At 39.4% G+C, this 14,694-nt stretch carries 7 protein-coding genes; 5 read left to right on the top strand and 2 right to left on the bottom strand.

Translation table 11 applies throughout. The annotated features are described in order from the left end of the window. Positions 1-27: 27 nt before the first annotated feature. Complete coding sequence (locus B5X76_RS13165) at positions 28-3,894, bottom strand: hybrid sensor histidine kinase/response regulator transcription factor (RefSeq protein WP_079643583.1); 3,867 nt, start codon at positions 3,892-3,894, stop codon at positions 28-30. 132 nt (positions 3,895-4,026) lie between these two features. On the opposite strand from B5X76_RS13165, the gene B5X76_RS13160 reads away from it, so the two are divergent. The 5 genes from B5X76_RS13160 to B5X76_RS13140 all read left to right on the top strand — a co-directional run bounded on the left by B5X76_RS13160 (position 4,027) and on the right by B5X76_RS13140 (position 14,299). After that, positions 4,027-7,362 (top strand): SusC/RagA family TonB-linked outer membrane protein, encoded by a 3,336-nt coding sequence (locus B5X76_RS13160; protein ID WP_079643839.1) that lies wholly within the window; start codon positions 4,027-4,029, stop codon positions 7,360-7,362. Between the two features lie 106 nt (positions 7,363-7,468). After that, positions 7,469-9,361, top strand: a complete 1,893-nt coding sequence (locus tag B5X76_RS13155; RefSeq protein ID WP_079643581.1) for a RagB/SusD family nutrient uptake outer membrane protein — start codon at positions 7,469-7,471, stop codon at positions 9,359-9,361. 175 nt (positions 9,362-9,536) lie between these two features. Beyond that, entirely contained in the window at positions 9,537-10,805 is a 1,269-nt protein-coding gene (locus B5X76_RS13150; RefSeq protein WP_079643579.1) for a DUF2264 domain-containing protein, read from the top strand. A 23-nt stretch (positions 10,806-10,828) separates the two neighbouring features. Then, positions 10,829-12,088 (top strand): glycoside hydrolase family 88 protein, encoded by a 1,260-nt coding sequence (locus B5X76_RS13145; RefSeq protein WP_217699656.1) that lies wholly within the window; start codon positions 10,829-10,831, stop codon positions 12,086-12,088. Positions 12,089-12,106: 18 nt separating this feature from the next. Beyond that, positions 12,107-14,299: a polysaccharide lyase family 8 super-sandwich domain-containing protein gene (locus B5X76_RS13140; RefSeq protein ID WP_079643577.1), complete on the top strand. Its 2,193-nt coding sequence runs from the start codon at positions 12,107-12,109 to the stop codon at positions 14,297-14,299. A 126-nt stretch (positions 14,300-14,425) separates the two neighbouring features. Here the strand turns inward: B5X76_RS13140 and B5X76_RS13135 are convergent. Next, positions 14,426-14,694: transposase (locus B5X76_RS13135; protein ID WP_139375314.1), on the bottom strand; the 269-nt coding region annotated here is incomplete at its 5' end.

The following is a 14,694-nucleotide window of genomic DNA, read 5'->3' as shown; positions in this document are numbered from 1 at the left end:
GGATAATAGAATCTTTATTAATTTGGTTTAACCAGCATAACCATCATCTTTTAAAAAATCGGTTGGAGTTTTACCAAAGTGTTTTTTGAATTCTTTACTAAAATATTTTCTGTCGGAGAAACCTACAGCATAAGCTACTTGACTAATGTTTTTTTCAGATCGTAGGAGTTCAATCGCTTTTATAAAGCGATATTGTTTTATGAAATTGTTTACGGAAAGATTAGTGATGGATTTCAGTTTTTTGTACAATATCGGTTGACTCATGCCTAACTCTCTAGCAAGCAAATCTACACCAAAGCTTTCATTTATTAAATTTGCATTTATAATACTTTCAAGCTTTGAGATAAAACCATGATCTAGCTCTGATAGTTCGTGAGGGTTTTCTATCTTAAATTCCTCCCGTTTTTTTGAGGCTATTTCTAATAAATTCCTTACGGTTAATAATAGTAGTTGGGAGTTGAATGGTTTGGATAAATACACATTCGCTCCATATTGTAACCCACTGATTTGAGAGAGCTCACTTGTATCTGCAGTAAGTAATATTAAAGGAATATGAGATGTCATTATATTGGACTTGATTTTTTCACACATTTCTAATCCATTCATACGTGGCATCATTACATCCGATATGATAATGTCTGGGATGATCTGAAGAGCTTGTTCCAGCCCTTCTTCTCCGTTATGGGCGATGAAGACCTCATAGTGCTCGACGAATATTTTTTGTATCGTATAGGCTAACTCGATATTGTCCTCAACAAGAAGAAGAGTCTCATTTTTTTTGTGTTTTGTAAATGTTGTTGAGGTCTGCTGGATGTAATCAGTTTGTTGGTTTAATAAGTTTTGACGTTCTAAATTTGGTATGCTTGGAAGAATTAGGGTGAAAACGGTAAAAGGTTGATTATCGATTATTTCGGTTTTACATTTTATTGTTCCTCTATGCTGTTCAACGATTTTTTTTGTTAATGCGAGACCAATACCTGTACCTATACTTTCATTGGTATTAGATGCACGATAATATTCTTCAAAGATTTGAAACTGATCGTTTTCAGCAACACCTATTCCATTGTCTGCTATACGTATGGTGGTTTCAGAAAAAGACGAATGTATCTCCATAAAAACAGATCCTCCGACGTTACAGTACTTAATAGCATTGGATAGAAGGTTAAATATGGCTTTATCAAATTGATTGGTATCAATAAGTATTAAACTATCTCCCTCGATGGATCTGATATAATAATTGAGCTTTTTGGACAGCGCTAAGTCTGAAAACAAGTAAAAAACGTCTTCCAAATAAGGTTTAAGTGGAATTGGTTTCATGAGGATGGTTTCCTTACCGTCGTCAAATTTTTTAAAGTCTAAAAGCTCATTGACGATATGTAAAAGCTTATCCGCATTTTTCTTGAGTCTTATTGCTTTGAATTGGACAGTTGGCATTTCTTCCGTTGATTTTATGATTTCTTCAATAGGAATGGTAATTAAAGTTAATGGTGTTCTGATCTCATGGGAGATTTGCGTGAAGAATTTAATTTTTTTACTCTGTTCCTTTTCTGCACTTAATAATAACTGTCTTTCAACTATTATAGAAATGCTGAAATGTAAGATACCAGCTATTATAATAGCGTATAACAAATACGCCCACCAAGTCTTCCAAATAGGTGGTAATACGACAAGTTTAATCTGTAACGGAGTTTGGCTCCATATAAGATCATTATTACTGACCTGTAATAATAATGTATACTCGCCCTCTGGTATATTTGTGTAGCGGATCGATGGTTGTTCAACTTCTATCCATTGTTTATCAAATCCCTCTAGTTTATATCTGTATCTGTTTTTTTTTGACTTGATGAAATTAGAACTGGCAAAATCGACTGCCAAGAAGTTTTCATCATGGTTTAACGATAAGCTATAAGAATTTTCGTTTTGTTGGGCGACTAGGCGATCAAAGGACAAAAGTTTATCGTTAACTTTTATGTCTCCTAGAATAATAGAGGGTGTCCGTTTATTTATGGAGACTTTTTTTGGGTTAAAAGAGGTTAGACCATTTAAGGTGATTAGAAAAACCGACCCGCTTTCACTTAGGAAAAGTTTTGCATTTTGTAGGTTTTTATCAGGTAAGCCATCGGATTGATTATATAAATTACTGTATCTCGTTTTAGGGTCATAGTAAATTAATCCGTTTTTACTGGTCACCCACAGCATATTGTCTACCATTATAGGCCATCCTAATACGTTGTTCTTGAACTGTGCCATTAGCACTAGCTGACGTTGATTGTTTATTTTGTATATGGAGTGACGTGAAGTAAACCAGAGCTCATTATTTTTATCTATAAACAACCCGTTTACAGGCAAATCGACGGGTATGGCTACCTCCTTAAACACCATAGTACTCACGTCTTTTTTGAATAATTTTTCATCGGATAATGCATAGAGGTTATGCATTCTGTCTTCTTTGAGACTATGAATTACCAGCTGAGGTAATCCCTTGACGAGCATTAAGTCATTACCCCTGTCTTTATAATAAAGCCCGGCATTAGTACCTAAGAAGATATTTTCGGCACTATCGACGAAGATGCTAAATACATTATTCTGTAATTTTTTTTGATTACCATCAAGTTTAAAATGGGTGCTTTTTTTATTAATAACGTCGAAAGTGGAGTACCCTCCGGCGTATTGAGCTATATAAACTTTGTTTTTTCGTATATATAGATCCTTGACTAAGTTTGATTGGGTGAGTTTTGGAATCGAAACAGCTTCTCCTGTAGCTTTATTTATTAAGGTAACACCTTCTTCCTCGGAACCTACCCAGTAGCTTTCGCGTGTCTCAGCCATGCTGCTAATGATGTCACTATTAAGTCGATAAGGTGCTGGCGATTTCGTTGAAACAGTTTGAAAATTAAAAAAGTAGGGGTATATCGCATTGATCCCGCCAAAGTATGTGCCGATCCATACAATTTGCTGATTATCTACAAAGATATCATAGATAGAATTTTGACTTAATGATTGTTTGGTCAGCGCGTTGTGTTTATAATTATAAAAGAGATTTTGATTGTCGGATAAAATGGATAATCCTTTTAGTGTACCTACGAGCAATCTACCTGCTGGATCCCTGGCGATAGCTCGCACGTTGTTGCTTAGGATGTTGCTGTTTTTGTCATTATAATTTTTCCATTCATTATTAATGAAATCGTAATGAAATAGTCCATTAAATTTGGTTGACACCCATAATGAAGAATTTTCGAAGAAAAGTGAGGGAATCACGTTGTCCGAACTTGATTTAATTGGAATTTCCAGGTTTTTAGCAAATTCTACAGTTTGTCCCTTTAATGCCAGCAACTCAACACCATACTCACTGGAAATCGCGTATTGTCCATTTTTTATTTTTACTATAGCTTGTACTTTGTTTCTTGAGAGAATTTTGCTTAAAGTAAAAGACTCACCGTTGGAAATAGCTTCGTAGAGTCCGTCTTCGGCGCATATGAAAAACCTTTTGTCTGTCTTAAGAAAGTTGTAAACAATGATATCCTTTTTGAAAGGGCGGTCTTTTTCTAGGACCCATTTTCTTTTGCTTATATCGAAGATAAATAAATGGGTAGACGAAGCTATAAATAGATTGTCTTTTTCATTAATAGCTATTTTGGTGATATACCCCAACCCTCTGAAAGTTGAGTCCCTATCTACAAGGTTTTGGACCTGTCTGGAATTATAATTAAAAATATTGTCTTGTCCCGCAAACCAAAGCCGGCCTTTGGAATCTTGGCTTATAGATAATACCGGTTGCTTGTCAAACACATTTTCTTCCGTGAGAGACTCAAAATTTATCTCTTGGGCCTTACTACTCAAACAGAAGAAGATAGCGCAGAATAAAAATAAGAGTTGAGGAAGCGATAAGGTCATAAAGGTCTTGTTAAATATATCAAATTTATGATTTTACCCCTAAATATTTAAAATATTGCCCCTTTTTAATTTGTGGCTTTGTTCAATTTTGAGTTGTTAAATAACCAGATAAACAGTAAAAACCAAAAATTTATGATGAAGCTTTATAAAGCTGGGTTGTATGTACTCTTACTACTTATGGTGGATGTCACCATGGCCCAGCAACGAATCTCTGTGACGGGGATTGTAACCAATAGTGTTGGAGAGCCTATTTTGGGTGCCTCCATACATGAAAAAGGAGGAAGCCTTGCGACCTCAACCAATAGCAAAGGTAATTTCAGTATTCAAGTCTCTAACGGTGCAATACTTATTGTCAGTAGTGTAGGTTATCAATCAAAGGAGGTAATAGCGAAATCGCAAGTTAATATTTCTTTGGAATCTGATGATGCGGATATTGAGGAAGTCGTTGTAGTAGGGTATGGCACGCAAAAGAAAGTCAATTTGACGGGATCTGTTGCTACTGTCGGAGCCGATAAACTTACGAATAGGCCGATAATGAATCTTGCTGCAGCTTTGGGAGGCACGGCTCCTGGTATACGTGTGACACAAGGAAATGGAAATCCTGGAGGGGAAGACGTTTCTATTCGAATTCGCGGTACAGGATCTTTTAATAATAATAATCCACTGATCTTAGTCGATGGGGCCGTAGCCGACATGGTTCCGTTAAATACGGATGATATCGAGAATATATCTATTTTAAAGGATGCGGCATCCGCTGCTATCTACGGATCACGTGCGGCTAACGGTGTAATCCTTGTGACTACTAAAAAAGGTAAAAAGGGAGAAGCTCCAAAAATTACATTTAATGCGCTCTATGCGCGTGAACAAGCTCAGACAGATTTAAAGTTTATGTCCAATACGGCTGATTGGATGGAGCTACATAATATTGCAAAGTTAAATGCTAATCCGGCATCTACATCTCCCGATTATAATCTTTCCACGATCGAAGAGTGGCGTAAAGCAAATACCGATCCTAGTGGTACATACACACATCCGGTAACAGGAAATAGTATTTTGAACTCATTGGCGTTTCCGAATACAGATTGGGCGCAGATTCTCTTTCAACCTGAATATTATCAACGGTATGGTGTGTCAGTAACCGGAGGTAGTGATAAATCTTCTTATCTCATGTCGGCGGGGTACCAAAATAATCCCGGGACTTTGGTGAATACTGGAATGAAGAGATTTAATATTCGCACCAATTTAGAAACCAAGATTGCAGATAGAATCACTTTTGGTACGCAGACTTATGCGACGAAGGAATATAAGCAGCCAGGTAGTACTTCGATGACGTTTTTGCTTCAGGCTTTCCCTGGGATGACACCGATTCATCAGGGAAAATATGGTGCCAGTGAAGATCCTAATACGACGAATAAGGACAATATCCTACAACAGGTAGCGTCAAACGGTGGTGAAAATAATTATACCCGTATTAATAGTACTTGGTATGCTAACGCAGATCTCTGGAAAGGTATTATTGCAGAGGCTCGGTTTAACTACAGTGAGTATATGCGTGAAGATGAACATTATTCACAGAATTTACCAAGATATAGTTTCAGAGAAAGCTTTGACAAACCAAAGGAAGGGATAGGAAATTTGGATCAGGCGACGACCTACCGCTTTTCTTATAAATCATCGAGTTATACAGCGAACGCGTTGTTACGTTATGCAAATACTTTCGGAAAACACGACATAGGCGGTTTGGTAGGTTATGAACAATATTACTCGAAAACAAGCGGTTTTAACGCGACTCAGCGGGGCTTGCTCGATTGGAGCGTTACCGATATAAATTCAGGTGGTACCATGGAATCTATTGGCGGGTCTGATCAGAACAAAAAAGATAATGCAAAAGCTGAAAATGCAATGATTTCTTATTTTGGCAGGATCAACTATGCCTATGATGGCAAATACTTGTTTGAAGGTAACTTTCGTTCGGATGCTTCATCCAAGTTTGCTCCAGGTCATCGCACAGGTTTTTTCCCTTCTTTTTCTGCAGGTTGGATTATCAGTAACGAACGTTTTTTCGACCCTGCTAAAAATGCTGTCAATTACTTAAAAGTAAGAGGCTCTTATGGTACACTAGGAAATACGATAGGTGGAAATTATGATTGGCAGACGCTATATCAGAAAGTGAATAATGTATTTAATGAGTCGGTTGCGAATGGTGTTATTCAACAAACTATCCAAAATCTGAGTTTATCATGGGAAAAGCTGACTACCTATAATGTTGGTTTAGAAGCTAGTTTCTTAAATCGTCGTTTGAGCGTAGAAGCTGACATGTATTCCCGAAAGACTTCTGATATCTTAACCGCAGCTATTATTTATATGACGATGGGTAATATTAATGCCCCTATGTCGAATACTGCAGCCATGAACAACAAGGGGATAGAACTTAACTTAGGTTGGAATGATAAAGTTGGAGATTTCAGATATGGAGTAAGTGGTAACATTTCTTATAACATGAATAGAGTCTCAGGTTTTAAAGGAAAATTAAAGTACGAACAAGATCCGTCGACTTTGGATATCTGGGGCAATCCAACTTGGCGCTATATTAATTTAGCAGATGTATCCACCGGTGGAAACGAACGCCGTGTGGAACAGCATATGCTTGATGAGTGGTTTTTAAGGCGTCCTTATTCTGGGACTGGAACCTATATGAAATCTGATGGAAGTGTAGATCCAAATGGTGGCCCAATGGATGGGATGATTCGTACGAAAGCTGATTTGGAATGGGTGAAATCGATGATAGCTGCTAATTATTCTTTTAATAACAATACCGTAGGATCCGGGGCGTCAAATATTTGGTATGGCCAAATGCTTATGGCTGATGCAAATGGAGATGGTAAATATGGTAATGACGATGATCGTGAATTTACAGGAAAATCGACTGTGGCCAAATTTGTGTTCGGCTTAAACCTGACTGCAGCATATAAAGGTTTTGATTTAAATGTGCTTCTAGCTGGGCGTTTGGGTTCTTACCATTATATTAATGAGCGCGGATCAAATGGGTCAATACTAGCAAATACGGGAGATCAATTGCCTGCAGACGCTTGGACCAAGTATTATTCATACGATGCTGTAAAAGCAAATAGTGATTATGCTAATTATGATCCTGCTACAGATCCAAATGCAAATATCCATGCCAAATATCCGCGTTTACTTTCCGCAAGTTCGATAATGCAGGCCAACACTTTCTATTTGTACAATACTTCATATTTAAAATTGAAGTCTTTGCAAGTGGGATATACATTTCCCAAAGAATGGGTGAATAAAGCAAAAATTAGAGACTTAAGAGTGTTTGTGACAGGAGAGAACCTGTTGACTTTTAAACATAAAGATTTTCCAGGAGTAGATCCAGAATTAGGAAGTTCACTGATTGTTTATCCAATCGCAAGACTATTTTCGGGAGGAGTATCAGTAACCTTTTAATTTAATCTTACAAGGGAGAATCAGTTAAAATTGAGTTTTCAACAGAGTGGACTTAGACCAAAATCTTAATCTTAAGCTCTGTTAGTCAAATAAAAAAGAAATAGAGATGAAAAAAACATTAAAATATGTCATAGCAATCGGTTTAGCAAGTTCTTTGTCGTCCTGTACGAAAATTTTAGATCTTTCACCGAACGACAAAATATCTTCTGGAACAATGTGGTCTACGGAGACGTTAGTGGACCAGGGGGTCATTGGCGTGTATTATTCATTACAACGTCCGGTAAGAAGTGATGGTATTGTTGGTACTTCTGCCAATATTGGATATTATGCGTATGAAGCATTTGGTATGACGGGGCAGGGAGAGTATAACTTGAACAACCTGTTCTCCAGCGCCGTAAACCCAAGCAACTCTTATTTTTCATTCCAATGGAAATGGTTATATGATGGTATACATCGGGCTAATGATGCTATAGTTCATATACCTGGTGCAAGTATGGCGTCTGAAAAAAAGAATAGATTAGTAGCTGAATGTAAGGTTCTTAGAGCCTTTTTTTACATGCGGCTTAATGAACTGTATGGACGGGATGGATTAGGAGTGCCAATTTATACTGAGCCCATAAGTCCTGCTGAAGGTAACAAAGGTCAGAGTTCAGAAGAAGAGGTTTGGACGCTTATAATTAAGGATTTAACGGATGCAATCAATGAGAGTGCTCTACCAAATAATCAAATTCAAGGTGAAGGGCGTGCGAGTAAGGGTGCAGCTTATGCGTTACGCGGACGGGCATATCTTATGACAAAAAAATATGATTTGGCAGTTGCGGATTTTGCGAAGGTTGGTGAAAGTGGCTATAAACTTTTTTCAAATTATAAGCAATTATTTAAGGTTGCAAATGAACGTTGTGAAGAAATGATTTTAAGTGTTCAATATATCGAGGAGCCTACTGGATATGGTTCCGCAGTACAGAAATATACTGCGGCTTTCCAACAAGGTGCGAAAGATAGTAGAGGGTGTTGGACTGATTTACAAGTTACTCCGGCGTTGGTCAATTTGTATGAAGAAATTATTGACGGGAATACGGTGAGACCCTTTAGTTGGTCTGATTATATCCCAGAATGGAATGCAGTAAATGCTTTAGGTGTGCCAAATAGAAAAGTCTTTTTTATCCGAGACCAAAAAGTTAATGGAAATGATGTTCACCCTACGATAACTACAGTAATCAATACAGAATTAAATAAATTGAATAGCACAGCAAGATCTCTTTATTTGCCAGAGGGCAATGAGGCTCGACTGAGAGCAGCTTATGCAAATAGAGATCCACGTCTAGCCTATAATGTAGTGACTCCTTATGCATCTTTCCAAGGCGTAAATAGTAATTCCACAGCCGCAGGTATATATACCTATAGATTTCCTGTGACCGGTAAGTATTATGTGGATCAATCTGGAGCTGAACCTAATTTAAACAAAAGTTTACCTAGCACATATTACACTTCTGGAAGTGCTAATGCCCAGGCTGAGTTTAAATATATCCATCGCAAATTTGTGGGAGAAGGACTCGAATATGCTCGTCGTGAACAGAACCCCGTGGATGAACCGATTATTCGCTATGCAGATGTATTGTTGATGTGGGCAGAGGCTCTAGTAGAAATGAATGACCTATTTGGTGCTATGGCGAAAGTAAAGCAGGTTAGAGATCGCGTGGGAATTCCGACAATGGCTTCTTCATTTTCAGATCAAGCCAAAGCACGCGATTATGTACGTGATGAAAGACGTCGTGAGTTAATCGGCGAGGGGGTTAACTTTTTTGACGAAATGCGTTGGAAGACTCTAAAGGAAACCAAATTTAACGAAAAGTTTGCTCAGCATGCTTGGGGAGGTACAGAAAGTACGGGTGGTACCACTTATGAATGGATCGGTGATCAATGGTATACTTGGCCTGTTCCTAAATCTGAGACAGAGTTGAATAGAAATTTGAAACCAACTCCAGGATGGGTTTATTAAAAATAGGTCTTACAAGACTCAAATTCTTATGATTTTGTAAAAAAAATGTTATCAATCGCTCGCGCAACCGTTTGTTGGAGCGATTGATTCTTTTTCGTTTGTTTTTTTAGCTAAAAAAAAAGATTTTTAATATTCTGTTTAACAATTATTTAATGTTGCCTATAAACCTTTGTTAATGAAAAGAAGACTCTTATTAAAACTATTGGGCAGTGCTGGCATGGGAGCCTTGGTAACTTCTGCGTCTGGTGAAGTGGCTGCCGTTAGTGCGCCTACAGCAAGGATAAATTACAGTGGGAATGACCGTACGTACTGGGTTTCTTTACTTAGTAAAATGGCAAACCCTATTTTGGAAAATATAAGTAAGCAGGAATTTCGCAAGAATATGCCGATGGAGGTGAGTCCTACTTTTGATAAAAGAGATTCGGGTGTAGGTTATTTGGAGGCATTTGGCCGGTTGTTGGCAGGAATGGCTCCTTGGCTCGCATTGCCAGACGATAATTCTAAAGAAGGCATTATACGTAAAACGTTTCGTGAGCAGGCGCTCTTGGGAGTTCAATATGGTGTCGATCCCAATTCAGCAGACTATTTTACTTGGAGGGGACCTTCTTCACAAACTCTTGTGGATGCAGCCCACCTTGCTCTGGCATTTTTAAGGGCACCAGATGCTTTGTGGAAACCTCTTTCTGATGTTACCAAGAAACGGGTGATCGAGGAATTTAAATTGTTAAGAAAGATCAAACCAAATGAAAGCAATTGGCTGTTGTTTGCTGCGATGACAGAAACATTTCTTTATAGTGTAGGTGAAGAGTGTGCGCGTGAGAAAATCGATTATGCGGTCAATAAATTTGACCGAGAGTGGTATGTGGGCGATGGTTGGTACAGTGACGGAGCGCGGTTTAGCTTTGATCACTACAACGGCTATGTGATCCATTGTATGCAGGTAGAATCCTTGCGACACAATATGTCGGCAGGCGGAAAATACAAAGAAATGTATGACCGTGCCTATAAAAGGATGCAGCGCTATGCTCACCATTTAGAAAGGATGATTTCTCCGGAAGGTTATCCGCTTGTTGTTGGCCGTTCTTCGACCTATAGAAATGCCGCATTTCAACCGCTTGCGGCTGTGGTTTTGGATGATAAATTGCCAGAAGATATCAGCAAAGGGCAGGTTCGTGCTGCGTTGACAGCCGTTTTGAAGCATATCTATACGGATAAGACCATTGGGAAATCAGGGTGGTTGACCATGGGCGTGGTCGGTGATCAACAGACTAACCTCGCTGATTATTATACTAACGCCGGATCAATGTATGTGGCCTCATTATCGTTTTTGCCTCTAGGACTGCCAGCCGACGATGAGTTTTGGACGGTGAAGGCCGAAAGCTGGACTACACAAAAGATATGGAAAGGAGAGCCCTTTCCAAAAGATTACTATGTGAATTACTAATTATATAGATTACTCATAAAAATATGATGCTTAGACTTTTTCTTGCAACAATGCTTATCTCAGGATTTTCTGCTTGTTCTACCCAAAAGACACCACAAAAGATGCTATCGTTAGATAGGAACTTCGTTGAAACCGAACTTAAAGATGCTTCAAAACAAATAAAATACCTCGCAGCTTCTATTGAAGAATCAGATATCCCTACCACATTTTCTAATGGTAAACATGTAAACTGGGGTACAAGTTGGTGGTGTTCTGGTTTTTATCCGGGCACAGTGCTTTATTTGTATGAATATACCAAAGACCCAGAGTTGTTGAGCGAAGCCAAGCGAAAACTGAAATATTTGGAAAAGGAAAAAAATAATACAACGACACACGATCTAGGCTTTATGTTGTACTGTAGTTTTGGGAATGCTCTTCGTATTACGGGGGATTCAACAGCGTACAAAAATATCTTGATCAAGGGGGCTGAGTCATTGTCTACCCGTTATAAAGATGTGACTAAGACCATCCGTTCCTGGGATGGAGGAAAGAACTGGGATGGTCAACCTTGGACATACCCTGTTATTATAGATAATATGATGAATCTCGAGTTTTTGACACAAGCGTCGAAAATAAGCGGGAACAAAAAATTCTACGACATAGCGGTGACTCACGCTAATACAACGATAAAAAATCATTTTAGAAAGGATTACAGCTCTTATCACGTAGTTGATTATAACGACAAGACGGGAAGCATCGTTGGTAAAAAGACTGCGCAGGGAGCTTTTGATGAATCAGCTTGGTCAAGAGGACAATCTTGGGCTTTGTATGGATACTTGACAATGTATCGTGATACGAATGATAAAAGATATTTAGAGTTGGCGCGTAATATAGCCCAGTTTTATATTAATCATCCTAATCTTCCTGCCGATTTGATACCATATTGGGATATGGATCAAAATAAACTGACACAAGATAATAAATATTATAAGCAGAGAGATTTGAGAGATGTCTCTACGGCTTCAATAATGGCGTCTGCATTCCTGGAGTTGTCATTATACGTAGATAAAAAAGAAAGTCAGTTCTACATTACTAAAGCGGAAAAAATGTTGCAGAGTCTGGCTTCGAAGCCTTACAAAGCTGATTATAAAGAAGCCGGAGGTTATATTTTGAAACATAGTGTGGGCTCCATTCCGCATAAGACCGAGGTGGATGTTCCGCTTACTTATGCCGATTACTATTATGTAGAGGCCTTGATTCGTTATATGCGTATGCTCGATGGGGAAGACGTCATCAAACAGTAAAATCAGATTTCAGTTTGCATGAAAAGAGTAACCCTCCTATTGCTTTTGATCGGGCTATTAACAGGTTTGTTACCTGTTTTAGGTGCTGTATCTGTATTGCGTCAAGGACAGCTTATTTTGATGACGACGCGTGAAAATCGCGACGCTGCGGTTTATGACAAAATCATGTATAATGTTAGGGAGATGCTCTATGCCGAAGCCGGCAACTTGGAAACGATGAGCAGTAATGCTCAGTATTATTTAGGTCAGATCTGTAAAGATGGCTCTTGGAGCGATTTGATGTATACCGGAGATGTAGCTACCACGCATTTGGATCGATTAAAGACTATGGCCTTGGCTTATACCGATAACAAAAGTTCAATGTATGGGGATGCCGCATTGCATGTTGCTATTGTTGATGCCTTAGCGTACTGGTACATTCAGGAACCGGATCACAGCAATTGGTTTTATGATCAGATCGCTTATCCGCAACGCATAGGGGAGATTTTGATATTGTTGCGAAACAGTAAGGAAAGGGTACCCGCGGTCTTGGAGTCTAAAACTATTTCGAGGATGGAACAGGTGGGTGGGGCACCCGATCAGCGCGGCTCTCCGGGCACAGGGGCTAATAAGATGAATATAGCGATGCATTGGATTTATAGAGCTTGTCTGACCGGAGATAAAGCCGTATTGGATAAAGGCGTGCAACAGGCGTTTCATCCTTTAGCTTTAACGGTAGGCGAAGGTCTGCAACCCGATTACTCTTATTTGCAACATGGCCAACAGGTATATATCGGCGGGTATGGTTGGGATATTGTCAACGTAGCCACAAGGGTTGCCTTATATGTAGCAGATACACCTTACGGTCAAGGTGATGATAATTTTGATAATCTGAGTCTTTTTTTACGGCAGACTTATTTGCGGGTTATACGTGGGCAATACTTTATGTTCAATGCGTTTGGCCGCGGTATTTCTCGACCTAATGGCGACAATCAGTCGGGCTTTGTTACATTGCTCAAAAGGATGAAAGTAATCGATAAAGCCAATTCTATTATCTACGACGAGGCTATGGCTCGGTTGAACAACAGCCAGCCGGCCAGCTACGGTGTGCCGTCTGCTCATACTCATTTTTACCGCGCAGATTATACGTTGCACAGTAAACCCAGTTATACATTTGAGTTGCGTACGGTATCGACCCGTACTTTGCGCAATGAAAATGGTAACGGCGAAAATATAAAAGGATACTTTCTCGCAGATGGAGCGACATCCATAGCGGTGAAGGGAACGGAATATCATGCTATTTTTCCGACCTGGGATTGGTCGATGATACCCGGTACCAGCACACGAAGAGGGACAATGATAACGCCCCAACAGTGGGGGACAACCGGTACGACTACATTTGTAGGCGGAGTCTCGGATACACTACATGGTATAAGTGTTTATGATCAGGATAGTAATGATACGAGAGCCAAGAAGGCCTGGTTCTTTTTTGAAGAGGAAATTGTCTGTCTAGGTGCCGGGATCCATACGACATCGGGAACAGAGGAGGTAGTGACTACACTCAATCAAAGTTTATTGCAGGGCGATGTGATTACTTCGGAGAAGAAGCTTATCCGACGGTATAGCGGTAACAATATTAGTTTGACCTATGTTGATGATCTGGATTGGATACTGCACGGCGATATAGGTTATGTATTGCCCGATGGAGGTAGGGGAGGACTTACCACCAAAGCACAGACGGGCACCTGGTCTTCCATTAATAAAGAGGGCTCAGAGGACAGTGTGACGAACGATGTTTTTGGGCTTTGGTTGAATCACGGTGTATCGCCAAGTAATGCCCGTTATGCGTATATTGTTGTACCAGGGATTAGAGGTGAGGCTCAGATGAAAAGCTATGCGGCCAAAGGGAATATTGAGATACTGAAAAATGAAACCACCATACAGGCGGTGAAGCATAAAGAGTCGGGTGTGTATGGGTTTGTTTTTCACGATGCAGCAACGCGTTTTACCAATGACACAATTAGTATAGCTGTGAGTGATCCTTGTTTAGTAATGATTCAATCGCTACCTAGTGGAAAACTGAAATTGAATATTGCGGACCCAACCAAGACGCTTTCTCAGCTTACTGTAAAAGTGCTTTGGCCAGGTTTGGCAGGTATCAAAGAAACGACTCTGAGACTACCTACTACAGCAGAGTCCGCTGGGAAATCGATTGTCACTATCTTAAATTAGGGAATTTTGCGCCGTATAAGACTAGGGACCACAGTAAAAGAAGGCTGGGGGCACATGCTACCTCGCTTCATACCTGTAGTAAAGGGAGTGTAACTCAAACTGTGTCATTGGATAATTAACCAAAATCTAAAAGCCTCTATCAAGTTTGAGCCTATCCCCAAATTTAATGTAAAGTTGGGATATGGTCAAGCCCCAGTTGTGTATTGGCATTGTCCACTTTTTAGAGATGTCCCTTATAATCAGGAACATCAACTTCATAAGAGCCTGTTCAGAACTGAATGCACCTTTAGTTTTCGTAATTTTACGGACCTGACGGTGCATTCCTTCAATAGGATTAGTGGTGTAAATAGTCTTGCGGACCTGCTCATCATACTCGAAAAAAGTAGATAAGTTCG

Origin of the sequence: Sphingobacterium nematocida, from assembly GCF_900168125.1 — a bacterium.
Taxonomy (GTDB): domain Bacteria; phylum Bacteroidota; class Bacteroidia; order Sphingobacteriales; family Sphingobacteriaceae; genus Sphingobacterium; species Sphingobacterium nematocida.
Note: the sequence above shows the minus strand (reverse complement) of the source record. Positions and strands in the feature narration are given on the sequence as shown.

Bases quoted from the DNA above. Each gene is read 5' to 3' on its own strand.
- B5X76_RS13165 (WP_079643583.1), bottom strand. From the start codon at position 3,894: ATGACCTTATCGCTTCCTCAACTCTTATTTTTATTCTGCGCTATCTTC.
- B5X76_RS13160 (WP_079643839.1), top strand. From the start codon at position 4,027: ATGATGAAGCTTTATAAAGCTGGGTTGTATGTACTCTTACTACTTATG.
- B5X76_RS13150 (WP_079643579.1), top strand. From the start codon at position 9,537: ATGAAAAGAAGACTCTTATTAAAACTATTGGGCAGTGCTGGCATGGGA.
- B5X76_RS13145 (WP_217699656.1), top strand. From the start codon at position 10,829: ATGATGCTTAGACTTTTTCTTGCAACAATGCTTATCTCAGGATTTTCT.
- B5X76_RS13140 (WP_079643577.1), top strand. From the start codon at position 12,107: ATGAAAAGAGTAACCCTCCTATTGCTTTTGATCGGGCTATTAACAGGT.
- B5X76_RS13155 (WP_079643581.1), top strand. From the start codon at position 7,469: ATGAAAAAAACATTAAAATATGTCATAGCAATCGGTTTAGCAAGTTCT.